This is a genomic window from Mesorhizobium sp. WSM1293 (assembly GCF_000513875.1).
In the GTDB taxonomy this organism is placed as follows: Bacteria; Pseudomonadota; Alphaproteobacteria; order Rhizobiales; family Rhizobiaceae; genus Mesorhizobium; species Mesorhizobium ciceri.
The window spans coordinates 165,652-182,501 of record NZ_AZUV01000005.1 but is presented as its reverse complement, the minus strand read 5'-3'; the positions used below and the strand labels follow the sequence as shown (position 1 = coordinate 182,501).

The 16,850-nt window shown below is 63.6% G+C and carries 19 protein-coding genes and 1 tRNA gene; 11 read left to right on the top strand and 9 right to left on the bottom strand.

Features of this window, described 5'->3' with window-relative positions:
- Window positions 1-34: 34 nt before the first annotated feature.
- The 7 genes from kdpB to M729_RS0108780 all read right to left on the bottom strand — a co-directional run bounded on the left by kdpB (window position 35) and on the right by M729_RS0108780 (window position 5,594).
- Entirely contained in the window at window positions 35-2,128 is a 2,094-nt protein-coding gene (gene kdpB, locus M729_RS0108815) for a potassium-transporting ATPase subunit KdpB (RefSeq protein ID WP_027161361.1), read from the bottom strand.
- Entirely contained in the window at window positions 2,125-2,322 is a 198-nt protein-coding gene (locus tag M729_RS0108810; RefSeq protein ID WP_224621338.1) for a hypothetical protein, read from the bottom strand. The genes kdpB and M729_RS0108810 overlap by 4 nt, the downstream gene beginning before the upstream one ends.
- A 25-nt stretch (window positions 2,323-2,347) precedes the next feature.
- Window positions 2,348-4,051, bottom strand: coding sequence for a potassium-transporting ATPase subunit KdpA (gene kdpA, locus M729_RS0108805; protein WP_027161360.1), 1,704 nt, complete (start codon window positions 4,049-4,051; stop codon window positions 2,348-2,350).
- Between the two features lie 20 nt (window positions 4,052-4,071).
- Entirely contained in the window at window positions 4,072-4,161 is a 90-nt protein-coding gene (locus M729_RS01000000134785) for a K(+)-transporting ATPase subunit F (RefSeq protein ID WP_032808122.1), read from the bottom strand.
- A 444-nt stretch (window positions 4,162-4,605) separates the two neighbouring features.
- Window positions 4,606-4,908, bottom strand: a complete 303-nt coding sequence (locus M729_RS0108790; protein ID WP_013529642.1) for a DUF982 domain-containing protein — start codon at window positions 4,906-4,908, stop codon at window positions 4,606-4,608.
- 259 nt (window positions 4,909-5,167) lie between these two features.
- Window positions 5,168-5,392, bottom strand: coding sequence for an alkylphosphonate utilization protein (locus M729_RS0108785; protein WP_013529641.1), 225 nt, complete (start codon window positions 5,390-5,392; stop codon window positions 5,168-5,170).
- A gap of 112 nt (window positions 5,393-5,504) precedes the next feature.
- Window positions 5,505-5,594, bottom strand: a tRNA-Ser gene (locus tag M729_RS0108780).
- A gap of 361 nt (window positions 5,595-5,955) precedes the next feature.
- Between M729_RS0108780 and M729_RS0108775 the strand changes: the two genes are divergently transcribed.
- The 5 genes from M729_RS0108775 to M729_RS0108755 all read left to right on the top strand — a co-directional run bounded on the left by M729_RS0108775 (window position 5,956) and on the right by M729_RS0108755 (window position 9,763).
- Complete coding sequence (locus tag M729_RS0108775) at window positions 5,956-6,660, top strand: hypothetical protein (RefSeq protein ID WP_164919868.1); 705 nt, start codon at window positions 5,956-5,958, stop codon at window positions 6,658-6,660.
- Between the two features lie 306 nt (window positions 6,661-6,966).
- Window positions 6,967-7,290 (top strand): hypothetical protein, encoded by a 324-nt coding sequence (locus tag M729_RS0108770; protein ID WP_024502789.1) that lies wholly within the window; start codon window positions 6,967-6,969, stop codon window positions 7,288-7,290.
- A 32-nt stretch (window positions 7,291-7,322) separates the two neighbouring features.
- Window positions 7,323-7,988 (top strand): peptide-methionine (S)-S-oxide reductase MsrA, encoded by a 666-nt coding sequence (gene msrA / locus M729_RS0108765; RefSeq protein ID WP_027161358.1) that lies wholly within the window; start codon window positions 7,323-7,325, stop codon window positions 7,986-7,988.
- 208 nt (window positions 7,989-8,196) lie between these two features.
- A complete protein-coding gene (locus M729_RS0108760; RefSeq protein ID WP_024502791.1) occupies window positions 8,197-9,186 on the top strand; it encodes a BMP family ABC transporter substrate-binding protein in 990 nt (329 codons plus the stop codon).
- Window positions 9,187-9,301: 115 nt separating this feature from the next.
- Window positions 9,302-9,763, top strand: a complete 462-nt coding sequence (locus M729_RS0108755) for a GNAT family N-acetyltransferase (protein ID WP_027161357.1) — start codon at window positions 9,302-9,304, stop codon at window positions 9,761-9,763.
- On the opposite strand, the gene M729_RS0108750 is transcribed toward M729_RS0108755, so the two are convergent.
- Entirely contained in the window at window positions 9,758-10,153 is a 396-nt protein-coding gene (locus M729_RS0108750) for a hypothetical protein (RefSeq protein ID WP_027161356.1), read from the bottom strand. The two genes, M729_RS0108755 and M729_RS0108750, sit on opposite strands and share 6 nt — an antisense overlap.
- A gap of 23 nt (window positions 10,154-10,176) precedes the next feature.
- A complete protein-coding gene (locus M729_RS0108745; protein ID WP_027161355.1) occupies window positions 10,177-10,386 on the bottom strand; it encodes a SlyX family protein in 210 nt (69 codons plus the stop codon).
- A 212-nt stretch (window positions 10,387-10,598) separates the two neighbouring features.
- Here M729_RS0108745 and M729_RS0108740 point away from each other — a divergent pair, with 212 nt between their 5' ends.
- The 6 genes from M729_RS0108740 to deoA are packed head-to-tail and all read left to right on the top strand — an operon-like array spanning window position 10,599 to window position 16,847.
- Window positions 10,599-12,131, top strand: coding sequence for an ABC transporter ATP-binding protein (locus M729_RS0108740; protein WP_027161354.1), 1,533 nt, complete (start codon window positions 10,599-10,601; stop codon window positions 12,129-12,131).
- Complete coding sequence (locus M729_RS0108735) at window positions 12,128-13,267, top strand: ABC transporter permease (RefSeq protein ID WP_027161353.1); 1,140 nt, start codon at window positions 12,128-12,130, stop codon at window positions 13,265-13,267. The genes M729_RS0108740 and M729_RS0108735 overlap by 4 nt, the downstream gene beginning before the upstream one ends.
- 1 nt (window position 13,268) lies before the next feature.
- Complete coding sequence (locus tag M729_RS0108730) at window positions 13,269-14,240, top strand: ABC transporter permease (RefSeq protein WP_013529631.1); 972 nt, start codon at window positions 13,269-13,271, stop codon at window positions 14,238-14,240.
- 55 nt (window positions 14,241-14,295) lie between these two features.
- Window positions 14,296-14,688 (top strand): cytidine deaminase, encoded by a 393-nt coding sequence (gene cdd / locus M729_RS0108725; protein ID WP_013529630.1) that lies wholly within the window; start codon window positions 14,296-14,298, stop codon window positions 14,686-14,688.
- Window positions 14,689-14,718: 30 nt separating this feature from the next.
- Window positions 14,719-15,528 (top strand): purine-nucleoside phosphorylase, encoded by an 810-nt coding sequence (locus tag M729_RS0108720; RefSeq protein WP_024502795.1) that lies wholly within the window; start codon window positions 14,719-14,721, stop codon window positions 15,526-15,528.
- Entirely contained in the window at window positions 15,528-16,847 is a 1,320-nt protein-coding gene (gene deoA / locus M729_RS0108715) for a thymidine phosphorylase (protein ID WP_027161352.1), read from the top strand. Before M729_RS0108720 ends, deoA begins: the two co-directional genes overlap by 1 nt.
- The last annotated feature ends 3 nt before the right edge of the window (window positions 16,848-16,850 follow it).

Genomic DNA, 16,850 nt, shown 5'->3' with positions numbered 1-16,850 from the left:
GGTTTTCCCTAGGGAATTGCGTTAAAACAAAGAGTTAAGCGAGGCCAAGCGCGGTGACGATCATGTCGATCGCCTTGATGCCGACGAAAGGCACGATGAGGCCGCCGAGGCCATAGACGAGAAGATTGCGGCTGAGCAGCGCGCCGGCGCCGATGGCCCGATATTTGACGCCCTTCAGCGACAGCGGGATCAGCGCGATGATGATCAGCGCGTTGAAGATGATGGCCGACAGGATGGCACTCTGCGGCGTCGCCAGATGCATGACGTTGAGTGCCTGCAGCGGACCGGTCGTCTGTCCCGGTGCGACGTAGAAGACGGCGAACATCGCCGGGATGATGGCGAAATACTTGGCGACGTCGTTGGCGATCGAGAAGGTCGTCAGCGAGCCCCGCGTCATCAAGAGCGCCTTGCCGATCTCGACGATCTCGATGAGCTTGGTCGGATCGCTGTCGAGATCGATCATGTTGCCGGCCTCGCGGGCGGCGACCGTTCCGGTGTTCATGGCGACACCGACATCGGCTTGCGCGAGGGCCGGCGCATCGTTGGTGCCGTCGCCGCACATGGCAACCAGCTTGCCCTTGGCCTGTTCGTCGCGGATCAGCTTCAGCTTGTCCTCCGGTGTGGCCTGGGCGAGGAAGTCGTCGACGCCTGCTTCCGCGGCGATGGCCGCCGCCGTCATCGGGTTGTCGCCGGTGATCATCACCGTGCGGATGCCCATGCGGCGCAGTTCGGTGAAGCGCTCCCTGATACCGCCCTTGACGATGTCCTTGAGGTGGATGACGCCGAGCAGGCGGCCGTCGCGTTCGACCGCCAGCGGCGTGCCGCCGGACTTGGCGATCTCGTCGGCGATGGCCTGGAGATCCCTGACGGTATCGCTGCCGGGCCGCGTGGCATGAGCTGCGACCGTCGATTGGTTGACATGGGCAAGCACGGAATCCACGGCGCCCTTGCGCACCGACGAACCATCGATGTCGACGCCGCTCATACGGGTTTGTGCTGTGAAGGGCACGAAGGTGGCGTGCAGCGTTGCCATGTCGCGGGCGCGGATGGCGTATTTCTCCTTGGCCAGCACGACGATGGAACGGCCTTCCGGCGTTTCGTCGGCGAGCGAGGCAAGCTGGGCCGCGTCGGCCAGTTCCTGTTCGGTGACGCCCTTGACCGGGCGGAACTGCGTCGCCTGGCGGTTGCCGAGCGTGATCGTGCCGGTCTTGTCGAGCAGCAGCGTGTCGACGTCGCCTGCGGCTTCCACGGCGCGACCCGACATGGCCAGCACGTTGAATCGCACCAGACGGTCCATGCCGGCGATGCCGATGGCCGAAAGCAGCGCCCCGATCGTGGTCGGGATCAAGGTGACGAACAGCGCCACCAGAACGGTCACCGAAATATAGCCGCCCGAATAGGAAGCAAAACTCGGGATCGTCGCGGTGGCCAGCACGAAGATCAGCGTCATGCCGACGAGCAGGATGTTGAGCGCGATCTCGTTCGGCGTCTTCTGGCGCTCCGCACCTTCGACCAGCGAGATCATGCGGTCGAGGAAGGTGTGGCCGGAAGCCGCCGTGATGCGCACGCGAACCCAGTCGGACAGCACCTGCGTGCCGCCGGTGACCGCCGAACGATCGCCGCCGGATTCGCGGATCACCGGCGCGGATTCGCCCGTGATCGCGGCCTCGTTGACCGAAGCGACGCCTTCGATCACTTCGCCGTCGGACGGGATGATGTCGCCGGCCTCGACCAGCACGGCATCGCCGACCTTGAGGCTGGTGCCGGGCACAAGTTTGTATTTGGTGCGGTCTTCACCGGTCAAAAGCTTGGCCTTGGTCTCGGTGCGTGCCTTGCGCAGCGAATCCGCCTGCGCCTTGCCGCGGCCTTCTGCGACCGCTTCGGCGAAGTTGGCGAACAGCACGGTGAACCAAAGCCAGATGATGATCTGCAGCGTGAAGCCGAGATTGCCGCCGCCGGAGACCAGGTCCTTGACGAACAGCACAGTGGTGAGCGCCGAGACGACGGCAACGACGAACATCACCGGGTTCCTGGCCAGCGTGCGCGGGTCGAGCTTGCGGAAGGCGCCGCCGATGGCGGGAAGCAGGATGCTGGCATCCATGATGCTGGCTGATTTCGAGTTGCTCATTTTGAAGCTCCGGCTTCGGTGTTGTTGGACGGCACCGGATGATCGGATGCCGAAAAGAGATGGGGCGGCCCGTAGGCCAGCAGCCAGAGGACGAGCATGACTGCCGCAAGGCCGAGAAACGTCGACAGGGTCGGGAAAGGAGGAGGTCCCTCCTCCTTTCCGTGATCGTCCCTGTGGGCGACCTTGCGGCGCATGGCATTGAACCACGACATGGCGGCCTCAGAAGGTCTGCCCGTGAGCCATCGCCAGGTGCTCGATGATCGGCCCGACGGCGAGCGCGGGGAAGAAGGTGAGGCCACCGACGATCAGGATGACACCGACCAGCAGCCCGACGAACAGCGGGCCATCGGTCGGGAAGGTGCCGGCGGAGGCCGGAACCGTTTTCTTCGCCACCAGCGAGCCGGCAATGGCCAGTGCCGGGATGATGACCAGGAAGCGGCCCATCAGCATGCCGATGCCGATGGTGATGTTGTACCAGGGCGTGTTGCCGCTGAGGCCGCCAAAGGCCGAACCGTTGTTGGCCGCCGCCGACGTGTAGGCATAGAGGACCTCCGAGAAGCCGTGCGGGCCGGCATTGCCCATCGACGCCACGCCGGTCGGCAGCACGACGGCGATGGCCGTGAAGATCAGCATCGCCAGCGGCAGGCACAATATGGCCAGCATCGCCATCTTGACCTCCTTGGCCTCGATCTTCTTGCCGAGATATTCGGGCGTGCGACCGACCATCAGGCCTGCGACGAAGACGGCGACGACGATGTACATCAGGATGCCGTAGAGGCCCGCGCCCACACCGCCGACGATGACTTCGCCAAGCTGCATGTTGATGATCGGGATCATGCCGCCGAGCGCCGTGAACGAGCCGTGCATGGCGTTGACAGCGCCGCAGGAAGCGGCCGTGGTGATGACGGCAAACAGCGCCGACAAGGCGATGCCGAAACGTGTCTCCTTGCCCTCCATGTTGCCGCCGTCGATGCCCAGCGCATGCACCAGCGGGTTGCCGGCGGCTTCCGCCCAGTAGCAGATGGCGACACCGGCGATGAACATGACGCCCATGGCCGAGAGGATCGCCCAGCCCTGGCGCTGGTTGCCGATCATGCGGCCGAAGACATTGGTCAAGGCGGCGCCGATGGCGAAGATCGACACCATCTGGATCAGGTTGGAGATCGCGTCGGGGTTCTCGAACGGGTGCGCGGCATTGGCGTTGAAGAAGCCGCCGCCATTGGTGCCGAGCATCTTGATGGCCACCTGCGAAGCGACCGGGCCGACGGCGATGGTCTGCTGCGCGCCTTCGAGCGTCGTGGCGTTGACATAGGCGCCCAGCGTCTGCGGCATGCCGAGCCAGACATAGGCCAGCGTCAGCACGATGCAGAACGGCAGCAGCAGATAGAGTGTGGAGCGGGTCATATCGACCCAGAAATTGCCGATCGACTTGCCCGAAGCCCGGGCAAAGCCGCGGATCAGCGCGATGGCTATGGCAATGCCCGTGGCCGCCGAAACGAAGTTCTGCACCGTCAGCCCGGCCATCTGCACGAGATAGGACATCGTGCTCTCGCCACCATAGTTCTGCCAGTTGGTGTTGGTCATGAAGCTGGCGGCGGTGTTGAAGGCGAGCCCTGGTTCAACCGCTGTCATGCCGGCCGGGTTGTAGGGCAGGCTGCCCTGCAGGCGCTGCAGGGCGTAGAGCACCAGGAAGCCGGCAAGGTTGAAGAGCAGCAGGGCGACCGCATAGGTGGTCCAGTGCTGTTCCTCGCGTTCGCTGGTTCCGCAAACACGGTACAGCCCGCGCTCGAGCGGGCCAAAGACGGGCGAGAGCAGCGTCCGGTCGCCGTTGAAGACGCGGTGCATGTAGCCGCCGAGCGGCTTCACCAGCAATATGACGATCCCGCAATAGACCAGGATCTGTATCCAACCGTTCAGTGTCATGGCTGTGGCTTTCCGTGCCTTCAGAAGCGTTCTGGACGAACGAGGGCGTATGTCAGGTAGGCGAGCAGGAACAGCGTAACGCCGCCACCAAGAATATAGTCGACGATCATTTTTTCAGCCTCGCTCTAGAGCGCGTCACAAACTTTGATGTAAACGAAGCAAAGGGTGAAGAACAAAATTCCGATCCCGATAACAGCCATATCCATTGTTTTTATTCCTTTTGTTCTTTTGTACTTTGCGAACTTGACAGGAGAGTTCGCAATATCGAAAGTGTCCCGTCGCATCTTTGGCGACGAAACCGGTTGTGTTTTCTGAAGGGAATATGGACCCGATCGCCATAAAGGTTCGAGACGGGGCGCAGTGGAAAGAAATAGGAATTTCATAAAGATTTTTGCGCGGGCTCTTCCCGACACGCAGGGATTGTCGCGCAAGGCAGGTGGCCAGCCACAGGATTGCGATTTGCTTGCGAGCTGCCGGAAACGGGAAAGCCCGGCTGGGGCCAGCCGGGCCTTCTATGGTGGTGTGGCTTTAGCCGCCACGGAGGGTATCGATCTTCAGGCGGCGTAGCCGCCATAGCCACGCGCAACGGCGTGCACGCCCGCCACCGGCTCGAGGTCCGGCCACAGGATACAAGAAGCTTGCGCAAACTGGACGAGCGCGTGGCGGGCCTGCTCGATGGTCACATAGCCTGGGATGGCGAGTTCACATGCTTCCACCGCGTTGCGGTAGAGCGGGCCGCGGCGGGAGGTCGTCCAATTGGTGAGGAAGTCGTGCATTTCGGCCAGCGACGCAATCTCGCGTTTGAAGCCAAGGCCGACCGAGAGTGCGACCGGGGAATGAAACAGCTTGTCGTGCATGAAGCGGGCTCCTGGTTTTTTTGCGCGCTTGGAGAGATATCCGGCGGGTCCGCGAACGGGACGCCGTGAAACGCGCAACGAGGCCGGAGGTTCCAGACTTGGGTCTTGGCAGTTTTTTGATTGTGCCTGGTCGGCGAAATTATCAATTTCGCAGCGCAGCGATCATGTGCCGGACGCTCAACGGCTCCGCTTCCACTTGGCGACGGCAGGCTCTCCAAAATCCCGAAGGAGCCATCGAGATCGCTCGCCGCCTTGAGGCTCACGCCTTCTTCACGAACTCGGTCTTGAGCACCAGGCCTTTCACTTGCTTGGTGTTGCATTCGATCTCGCCGGGATTGCCGTTCAGGCGGATGGCCTTCACCAATGTGCCGCGCTTGATCGTCTCCGAAGTGCCCTTGACTTTGAGGTCCTTGATCAGCGTGACGGAATCGCCGTCATTCAATTGAGCGCCATTGCTGTCGCGCACGATTACATCGTTCGGCATGCCATCTCCTGTGATTGGCAGGTTTCAAGGGCAGAGCGCGGCGGGATGTTTACCACCCTCCTTCGCGCAGAGGCTCGGGCTTGTCCTGCGAAGCTCGTAGAGCGAAGCAGGATGGCGGAGAGAGCGGGATTCGAACCCGCGTTACGGTCTCCCGTAAACACACTTTCCAGGCGTGCGCCTTCAACCACTCGGCCACCTCTCCGTCCATGCATGTCGCGTCGGCCGGTTTTGCCGCGCGGGTTGGGGAGATGCACCTCCCTTGGGGCAAGACGAAACTTTCGCCATCGGCGTCGCCAACCAGCAAACGCCTTCCCCTGCACCTGAGCCGTCGAAGCAACAGGCGCGGGGCTCATCTAGTCGATCCGACGGCGAATGCCAAGCCATAACGGCAGTCTATTCGCTTTGCCGGCCACACAGTGTTTCACGAGGCCGCCGGCATGCCCGTTTTTGCGGGCGCCGCCGCTGCAATGGTGTGCACAGGCAGGACCGCAGGGACGGCCGCCCTTGACTTCCCCCGGAGTTGCCTGTCGGGTGCCAAGGCTTTGCGGGGGCATTGTGCGGAGATGACATCGAGCAATGGACAAACGCCAGTCAGGCGGCCGGACAGCGGACTGTCCTTCGTGCCGGTGGGCTGGCTTGTCTTCGTCATGGCGTGGTCAGTCTACGGCCTGATCTCCGTCTGGCCCGCGGTCGGCGCCACCGGCCTGCCAGACAGCGTGCTTTACCTTATCTATGGCGGGCTCGTCGTCGACATCGTCACCATCCTGTGGGGGCTTTACCTGCTCGGCCTCGCCTTCGGCCGCTCGGCCCGCTTCCCGCGCCAGTTCACGATCTGGCAGATTGCCATAATCGTCGGGCTGCTGGTCATCCATGCCTATGCCCCTACGGTGCCGGGATTCGTCTTCTCGGGCCAGGCGCTTGTCATCACCGGCGCCGAAATCGCCATCGGCGCGCTCTGCATCTATCTGCTGCGCCATGGATCCGAAGCCGATGCCGTTTATGTCAATCCGAAAACCGAGAGCCCATCGGCCTTCGTCTCGGTCATCGCCGCGCTGCTCGGCATCGTCCTGGGCGCGGTCATCGGCGCCGTGGGCGGATTCGCCATCGGCTCGGTGATCGCCGATGCCACCGAGATGAGCTGTTTCGAGGGCGCCTGCGGCTATTTCGCCGTGTTCACCGGCCTGGCCGGTCTGGTGATCGGCGCCATCGGCGGCGGCGTTTTTGCTGTCTGGCGTGTCCACCGGCACAAAAGGAAGCCGGCCGCATAATTCGCGCGGGCAACAAATCCGGGTTCACACGGTCTTGGGAGACTTCGCCGGCGCGTCGGTTTGCGAGCACCAAACGCAAAAACCCGCCTGTGCGGCGGGTCATCGGCGCAGGTCAACGCCATACCCAAACTATTAGCATAGCTGCCCTCACATGTCAATGAAAAGCGACCCGACCGACTGTCGTCCGGCCCTCCGTTGACCTGAGTTTGGAGTCTGCAAATTCGCGTATGGCGATTGCGATCCAGCCATGCGCATTCTATCTCTGAAAAGCCCCTCGGGAGAGGACCAGCCCGGAGGAGGGTTCTGATGTTTCGCTTCGTCTTTCGTCTTGCTGCAATGATCGCGCTGTCGATTTCCGTCATCATGGCGGTGCTCGACGCGACACGCACAGTGGCGGCCTCCGTGCTGGTGCTGACCCCGCTCAACAGCAGTTGGCTGGCGGTCTCGCCCGACACGCGGGCCGCCTTCGAGACCTTCATCCGAACCAAGACCAGCCCGCTGCTATGGGATGGCGCCATCGCCTGGGTGCTGAACCAGCCGGGCTTCGCCGTGTTCGCGGTGCTGGCTTTCCTGCTCTATGCGATAGGCTACAGGCGGCAACGTCGCGCCGGACAGTTCGTCGCAAACTGATCCGCTTTCCGCGAAGAGAGGGAAACCCGCGCATGTTCTTTCTCAGCGATATGCTGAACAAGAAGCTCAATCTGCCGAAGCCCTCCGAGGCCCTGCCGGGCCGCGCCAGGGCGATCCCGACCGCATCCAGGCACAAGGTCTTGAAAAGACCGCTCAAGGGTCCTTATCCCGAGGGGCTCGAGACGGCCATGTTCGGGCTCGGCTGCTTCTGGGCTGCGGAGCGGCTGTTCTGGCAGATCGAAGGCGTCTGGGTCACCGCGGCCGGCTATGCCGGCGGCTTGACGCCCAATCCGACCTATCAGGAGACCTGCACCGGGCTAACCGGTCATGCCGAAGCGGTGCTGGTGGTCCATGACCCCGGGATCGTCTCCTATGCTGGGCTTCTGAAGCTGTTCTGGGAAAGCCACGATCCCACGCAGGGCATGCGCCAGGGCAATGATGTCGGCACCGCCTATCGTTCAGCGATCTACACGAGCGACGAGGCGCAACTGTTGGCGGCGAGCGCCTCGCGCGATGCGTATGAGACCTCGCTGCGCGGTGCCGGCCACGGCAGGATCACCACCGAGATCGTCCCGGCGGCCGAATTCTACTTCGCCGAAGCCGATCACCAGCAATATCTGGCAAAGAACCCTTACGGCACGTGCAACCTCAAAGGCACCGGTGTCGATTGCGCCATCCCTGCCGCCGCCTCCGCCTGACACTTGGCGCAAGGACAAGCTGCGGTGCGGCTTGCCTGCACCAAGCTTTTCCAAAAGGTCAAAATTCCGCGTGAATTTTGTTTCGGGCCATGCCAGATTGCCGCCGAGCGGGAGGGAATACACTCCTGGCTGACGTCGCATGCCTGCCGGAGAACCGGGCCGGCATGCGGTGCGTAACGGAAAAAATAACCGACAGGGTGTGGATCACATGAAACGTATCGTTCTCGGCCTCCTGGCCGCAACCGCAATGGTTCTTCCGGCTTTCGCCGCGGATGTCCAGCCGGCCATCCTCTATGATCTCGGCGGCAAATTCGATAAATCCTTCAACGAGGCTGCCTATCACGGCGCCGAGAAATTCAAGACGGAAACCGGCACAGCCTACGTCGAATTCGAGGTCTCCAACGCCTCGCAGCGTGAGCAGGCGCTGCGCCGCTTCGCCGAGGACGGCCACAACCCGATCGTCATGGCCGGCTTCGCCTGGGAGGATGCGCTGAAGAAGGTCGCGGCCGAATATCCCGATCTCAACTTCGCCATCATCGACGACGCCGTCGACATGCCCAATGTCCGCTCGCTGGTATTCAAGGAAAACGAAGGCTCCTATCTCGTCGGCATCATGGCGGCGATGGCCTCGAAGTCGAAGAAGGTCTCCTTCGTCGGCGGCATGGACATCCCGCTGATCCGCAAGTTCGAATGCGGCTATGTCGGCGGTGCCAAATCGGCCGGCGCGACCGATGTCATCCAGAACATGACGGGTGACACGCCGGCTGCCTGGAACGATCCGGCCAAGGGCGGCGAGATCGCCAAGACGCAGATCGACCAGGGCTCCGACGTGGTCTACGCCGCGGCAGGCGGTACCGGCGTCGGCGTGCTGCAGGCGGCGGCGGATGCCGGCAAGCTTGGCATCGGCGTCGATTCCAACCAGAACGGCCTGCAGCCCGGCAAGGTACTGACCTCGATGCTGAAGCGCGTAGACGTCGCCGTCTACACCGCCTTCATGGACGGCAAGAACGGCACCTTCAAGGGCGGCGTCGAGAATCTCGGCCTCAAGGAAGGCGGCGTCGACTACGCCATGGACGACAACAACAAGGCGCTGGTGACGGACGAGATGAAGGCGGCCGTCGAAAAGGCCAAGGCCGACATCATTGCCGGCAAGGTCGAAGTACACGACTATACGACTGACAACGCCTGCCCCTATTGAGCGGCACGAACATACAGCCATGATCTGCAAACCGCCGGGCGCCAGCCTGGCGGTTTTGCCTTTACCGGATCGAGCGAAACCTTCGCTCCGTGCCGGACACCGTTTCGAGATACAGATGCAGCCGACGATCGGACCCATGGGCGAGCACGACGTAGCAGCGGTCGCGCAACTGCGCCTGTCTGCCTTTTTCGAGGGAACCGGAAGGACTCTCGGGGAAGATGCGGCAGGGCTTCGCGACTTGATCGCCGGTGACGGTTTCGAGGCGGCATTCGTGGCCCGGATCGGCGACACCCCGGTCGGGACATGCCTGCTGGTCCGCCACGAACTGGAGCCCGCGCATGATCTGACGCCATGGCTGGCCGGGTTGGTTGTCGATGCAAAGTATCGACGCCGAGGCATCGCCACCGCGCTGGTCAAGGCAACGGAAGCCCATGCGGCGTCACGGGGCGTCGAGATGCTCTATCTCTACACATGGGATGCGCGTGGTTTCTACGCGGCCCTCGGCTGGAACATCGTTGAGATATGCCGTTCGGACGGCGAGACGATGGCTCTGATGTCTCGCCGGCCTCGCCTATAGCAGCTTCGCGACGAGACAACCGAGCACGAACGCCACCATCAGTCCGGCGGCAACCACAAATCCACGCCGGCCGCCCAGCGCGTGGACGCCCACGCCGTATGGCCGCTGCGACAGGCTTCGGATCACGGTTGGCGGCCTGGCGTCGCTCAGGCCAGAACTACGCATCTGCGGCAGGTCGCCAATGCGCTGCGTGATCTGCTTCCAGCGCTCTTCGCCATCCCCCGGTTCGGCACGGTCGAAGACGTGCATGCGCTCGGCAAGTCGCACGACCTCGTCGCGGAAGGCCGGGTCGATCTCCAGATCACGTTCGGCCCGTTCGCGCTCCGCATCGTTCATCAGGCCACGCACATAGTCGCTGGCCCGTGCAATGCGATCGCTTTCACTGGCCATGGCGTGCGCCCTTCCCTTTTTCCTCACCAGTGCGGCGGCTTGGTTACAGGCACTTCATCTCCCGTCTGCTCCTCCAGCGCCAGGAAACGATCCGTCAGCGCGTCGAGCTTGCGCTGCATGCGCTCGATCACTTTCCACTGCTCGGCGATCTGGCCGGACAGTTCCTCGATGGTCTTCTCCTGCTCGGCGGCGCGGATTTCCAGCGTCGTCAGCCGGTTGGCGGGCATGGTCATGTGAATTCCCCAGTCTTCACCGCGATGTCTTGCGCCGCAATGCGAATTTCGGCTCCGTCATACTAGCGAATGTGAAGGCCCCGGCCACGTTGCAAATTGACAAGCGCACCGGGATTTGTCGAGAGTGAACCTGATCCGCCAATTGGCACGGGCGGAGCGTCATGCTAGGCGTTTTGACCAAGCGATAAAAAAATAAGAGTGGGACAGGCTGCATGGCGCAAGCCGCAATCGAGTTGATCGGCATCAACAAGAGTTTTGGTGCGGTGCGCGCCAACCGGGACATCAATCTTGAGATCGGTCGCGGCACGATCCACGGCATTGTCGGCGAGAACGGCGCTGGCAAGTCGACGCTGATGTCGATCCTCTACGGCTTCTACCAGGCCGACAGCGGCGAGATCCGCGTTGGCGGCCAGCCGGCTTCGATCAAGACCCCCAATGACGCCATCGCGCTCGGCATCGGCATGGTGCACCAGCACTTCATGCTGGTCGACAATTTCACGGTGCTGGAGAACGTCATCCTCGGCGCCGAAAGCGATGCGCTCTTGAAGAAGAGCATCGCCAAGGCGCGCTCCGAACTGGAGCGGCTGGAGCGTGAATACGGGCTGGAAGTCGATCCCGATGCAATCATCGAGGAACTGCCGGTCGGCCTGCAGCAGCGTGTCGAGATCCTGAAGGCGCTCTATCGCGGCGCCGAGATCCTGATCCTCGACGAACCGACGGGCGTTTTGACGCCGGCCGAGGCCGACCATCTGTTCCGCATCCTTCGGCAGTTGAAGGACCAGGGCAAGACGGTGGTGCTGATCACCCACAAACTGCGCGAGATCATGGCCATCACCGACACGGTGTCGGTCATGCGCCAGGGCACGATGGTGGCGACGCGCGAGACCAGGAAGACGACTGTCGAGGAACTGGCCGAGCTGATGGTCGGCCGGCGCGTGCTCTTGCGGGTCGAGAAGGGCGAGGCAGAGGCCGGCGCCGTCAAGCTCGCAGTCAAGAACCTGACGGTCAGGGATACGCGCGGCGTCACCATGGTCGACGACATCTCCTTCGATATCAGGGCCGGCGAGATCGTCGGCATCGCCGGTGTCGCCGGCAACGGACAATCCGAACTGCTCGAGGCGATTTCCGGCATCAGGCGTGCCGTTTCCGGCTCGGTCATGCTGGATGGCAAGCCGATCGACCTGACCGGTGCCGCCGACCCCGGAGAGTTGCGCGACCGTGGCCTGGCGCATGTGCCGGAGGACCGCCATCACGTCGGGCTGGTGCTGGCCTTCGAGGAGAACGAGAATTCGATCCTCGGCTATCACGATGATCCCCGCTATTTGAAGGGGCCGTTCCTCAACATCGATGCCATCCGCAACGATGCCAGGGACAAGATCGCCAAATACGACATCCGCCCGGCCGACTGCCGGCTGAAGACCGCCAATTTCTCCGGCGGCAACCAGCAGAAGATCGTGCTGGCACGGGAGATGGAACAGGACCCGGGCGTGCTGATCGTCGGCCAGCCGACACGCGGCGTCGATGTCGGCGCCATCGAGTTCATCCACAAGCGCCTGATCGCCATGCGCGACCAGGGCAAGGCGGTGCTGGTGGTGTCGGTCGAGCTGGACGAGATCCGTTCGCTGTCCGACCGTATCCTGGTGATGTTTGCCGGCCGCATCGTCGGCGAGCGCGGCTCCGAAGCGACCGAAGGCGAGCTCGGCCTGCTGATGGCCGGCGTCGAGCACCAGGAGGCAGCACTTTGAGCACGCCTTACGCCAAACTCCCGGCCTGGGCCGATTATGGCCTGATCCCGCTGATCAACCTGTTCGTCGCCTTCCTCGTCGCCGGCTTCGTCGTGCTTCTGGTCGGCGAGAATCCGTTGCGCGCCGCCGTCATCCTGGTCGAAGGCGCCTTCGGCAAAGGCACAGGCATCGCCTTCACCCTGTTTTATGCCACCACCTTCATCTTCACCGGGCTTTCGGTGGCGGTGGCCGCGCATTGCGGCCTGTTCAACATCGGCACCGAGGGGCAGGCCTACATCGCCGGCCTTGGCATCGCCATCGTCTGCCTGAGCTTCGACAGTACACTGCCATGGTGGCTGACCTTCCCGCTGGCGATCATTGCTGCGGCGGCGGTGGGCGCATTGTGGGCGCTTATCCCGGCCTATCTGCAGGCCAAGCGTGGCTCGCACATCGTCATCACCACCATCATGTTCAACTTCATCGCCGCCTCGATCATGGTTTACCTGCTGGTCGGCCCGTTGAAGCCAGCCGCCTCGCAAGCGCCGCAGACGCGCAACTTCCTCGCCGGCGCGGAATTGCCCAAACTCAACTGGATCATCGAGCTGTTCGGCGCCAAGATCCGTTCGGCGCCGCTCAACGTCACCTTCCTGCTGGCGCTGGTCATGGCCTTCCTGGTCTGGCTGCTGATCTGGCGCACCAAGCTCGGCTACGAGATGCGCACCTACGGTCACAGCCCGAAGGCGGCACGCTATGCCGGCATTTCCGAAACCCGCATCATCATCACCGCCATGATGATCTCGGGCGCGCTGGCCGGCATGATGGCGCTCAATCCGGTGATGGGCGATCAGCACAATGTCGCCATCGACTTCGTTTCCGGCGCCGGCTTCGTCGGCATCGCCGTGGCGCTGATGGGCCGCCTGCACCCTGTCGGCATCGTATTGGCGGCGGTCCTGTTCGGCATGCTCTACCAGGGCGGCGCCGAACTCGCCTTCGAGATGCCGGCAATCAGCCGCGACATGATCGTCATCATTCAAGGCCTGGTGATCCTGTTTGCCGGTGCCCTCGAGCACATGTTCCGGCCCTACATCCAGGCGCTGTTTGCCTCGTTCAGTCCGCGATCGGTCGGCATGGAAGCGGTCAAGGGGAAAGGTGCCTGAGATGGATGTGTTCAACGCGATCATCCAGACACTGGACTCCACCATCCGCCTCTCGGTGCCGCTGCTGCTTGCTTGCCTCGCCGGGCTCTATTCGGAACGCGCCGGCATCTTCGACATCGGCCTCGAAGGCAAGATGCTTGTCGGCGCCTTCGCCGGTGCGGCCGCAGCTTCCGTGTTCCATTCGGCCTTTCTCGGCCTCGGCATGGCGGTCGTGATCTCGGTCGCCTTCGCCATGATCCACGGCTTTGCCTCGATCACTCATCGCGGCAACCAGATCGTCTCCGGCGTGGCGATCAATTTCATCGCCGCCGGCTCAACCATCATCCTCGGCCAGGCCTGGTTCCAGCAGGGCGGGCGCACGCCGGCGCTGCAACCGGGCGAGCGCTTCGAGGCCATCACCTTGCCGGGCGCCGAGGCCATCCGCGACGTGCCGATCATCGGACCGATCTATGCCGAACTCCTGTCGGGCCACTCGATCCTGGTCTATCTTGCCTTCCTGATGGTGCCGTTCACCTGGTGGGTGCTGTTTCGCACCCGCTTCGGCCTGCGCCTTCGCGCCGTCGGCGAGAACCCGGCCGCCGTCGACACCGCCGGCATCTCGGTCGCCTGGCTGCGCTACCGGGCGCTGATCTGCACCGGCATCCTCACCGGCATTGCCGGCGCCTACCTGTCGATGGTGCAAAATGGCGGCTTCGTGAAGGACATGACTGCCGGCAAGGGCTATATCGCGCTGGCAGCCTTGATCTTCGCCAAGTGGAAGCCGGTCAACGCCATGTTCGCCTGCCTGCTGTTTGGCTTCCTGGACGCTGCGTCGATCCGCCTGCAGGGATCCCCGCTGCCCATCATCGGCAAGGTGCCGGCGCAGTTCATGCAGGCGTTGCCCTACATCCTCACCGTCATCCTGCTCGCCGGCTTCATCGGCAAGGCAATCCCGCCACGCGCCGGCGGCGTGCCTTACGTCAAGGAACGTTGAGCGACGGGTCGGCTTTGCGCCGGGTTTTGAACACGATCATCGGAGAGAACGCTGAATGTCGCATGATCTGTTCGAGGCCGCCAAGGCCGCCATGGCCAAGGCCTACGCGCCCTATTCTAAGTTTCCGGTCGGCGCTGCCTTGCGCACCGAGGACGGTCGCGTCTTTACCGGCGCCAACATCGAAGTCGCCTCCTATCCGGAAGGCTGGTGCGCCGAGACCACGGCGCTCGGCCACTACATTATGGGCGGCGGCGGCAAGATCGTGGAAATCGCCGTGCTTGCCGAACGCATGGCCAAATGCTCGCCTTGCGGCGGCTGCCGCCAGCGGCTTGCCGAATTCTGCCGGCCGGAAACAAAGCTCTATCTCTGCGACAATGCGGGTGTGGCCGAAACCGTGACCATGGGCGACATGCTGCCTTACGGCTTCCGCGGCGATATTTTGAAATGAGCAACAGGCTCAAATGAACAGCTGGCAACGATGACGGAAAAAGCCCTGGATCATCTCGTCGAAAGGCTGGACGGCCTGGCGCCGGCCACGGCACTGGTGCTCGGCTCGGGCCTCGGCGGTCTGGTCGACCAGATCGAGGACCCTATCCGCATCTCCTATGCCGACCTGCCCGGCTTTCCCAGAAGCGGTGTCACCGGGCACGCCGGCGAAGTGGTGGCAGGGCTGTTTGCCGGCGTGCCGGTGCTGCTGCTGTCGGGCCGTGCCCATTACTATGAGCACGGCAACGCCGCGGCGATGCGGCCGGTGCTGGAAGTGCTTGCCGGCATCGGCATCACGAAACTGATCCTCACCAATGCCGCCGGCTCGGTCGATCCGGACATGCCGCCGGGCTCGGTGATGCTGATATCGGACCACATCAATTTCTCGGGCACCAACCCGCTGATCGGCGAACCAAGCGACCGGCGTTTCGTCGGCCTGACCGAAGCCTATGATGCCGGCATCCGCCAGGCCATCGAGCGGGCGGCAAAAGCGACCGGCACCACCCTGCACAAGGGCGTCTATATGTGGTTCTCCGGCCCATGCTTCGAAACGCCGGCCGAAATCCGCATGGCGCGCATCATGGGCGCCAATGCGGTCGGCATGTCGACCGTACCGGAGGTCATTCTCGCCCGCTTCCTCGGACTGCGCGTCGCCGCCTGTTCGGTCATCACCAATCTGGCGGCCGGCATGACCGGGGCCGAGCTTTCGCACCAGGAGACCAAGGACATGGCGCCGGTCGGCGGCGCGCGGCTGGCGACGATCCTGCAGCGCGTGTTCCGCGACGGACTGCTGGAGATCTGATGCTTCCCCAGGAAATCATCCGCCGCAAGCGCGATGGCCTCAGGCTGTCGGAGGAGGAGATCGCCGGCTTCGTCGCGGGCGTGACGTCAGGCGCCGTTACCGACGGCCAGGCCGGCGCCTTCGCCATGGCGGTGTTCTTCAACGGCATGAACCGCGACGAGGCCGTGGCGCTGACGCTGGCGATGCGCGATTCCGGCGATGTGCTCGACTGGTCGGACCTGCCAGGCCCGGTCACCGACAAGCATTCGACCGGCGGCGTCGGTGACAATGTCTCGCTGATGCTGGCGCCGATCGTCGCCGCCTGCGGCGCCTATGTGCCGATGATCTCGGGCCGTGGCCTTGGCCACACCGGCGGTACGCTGGACAAGATGGATGCCATCCCGGGCTACATCAGCCAGCCTGATGTCGCGCTGTTTCGCAAGGCGGTGCTCGAAACAGGCTGTGCCATCATCGGCCAGACCGCCGACCTCGCGCCCGCCGATCGACGACTCTATGCGATCCGCGACGTCTCCGGCACGGTCGAATCGGTGCCGCTGATCACCGCTTCGATCCTGTCGAAGAAGCTGGCGGCCGGGCTGCAATCGCTGGTGCTCGACGTCAAGGTCGGCAACGGCGCCTTCATGGAAAAATCGCGCGACGCCACCGCACTCGCCAACAGCCTGGTTGAGATCGCCAACGGCGCCGGACTGAAGGCCTCGGCGTTGATCACCGGCATGAACGAGCCGCTGGCGTCGGCCGCCGGCAACGCAGTCGAGGTGCGCAACGCCGTCGATTTCCTCACCGGCCGGTATCGTGACCGTCGGCTCGAAGATGTGACGCTGGCGCTGGCCGCCGAAATGCTGCAGTCGGCCGGGCTGGTGTCGTCCAACCAGGATGGCATGCGGCGCGCCACCGAGACGCTCGCCAGCGGCCGCGCCGCCGCCACTTTCGCACGCATGGTGGCCGCGCTTGGCGGCCCCGCCGATTTCGTCGAGAAACCGGAAAAATATCTGCCTGCGGCGGCGATCGAACTTGCCGTCAAGGCGACCGCAAATGGCTTCGTCACCGGCATCGCCACCCGCGATATCGGGCTCGCTGTGGTCGGCCTGGGAGGTGGTCGCACGCGGCCGGACGGCCAGATCGACCCTGCGGTCGGCATCACCAGACTATTGCCAGTCGGTGCGGAGGTTGGGATCGGCGAGCCGCTGGCGCTGATCCATGCCCGCTCATCGGCCGATGCCGAGGCCGCCGCGGCAACCGTGCTTTCGGCCTATATGGTCGGCGCCTCGAAGCCGCCCGCCGACAAGTCGGTCATCCGGCGGATTCTGCCGCGCGGCTAGAGC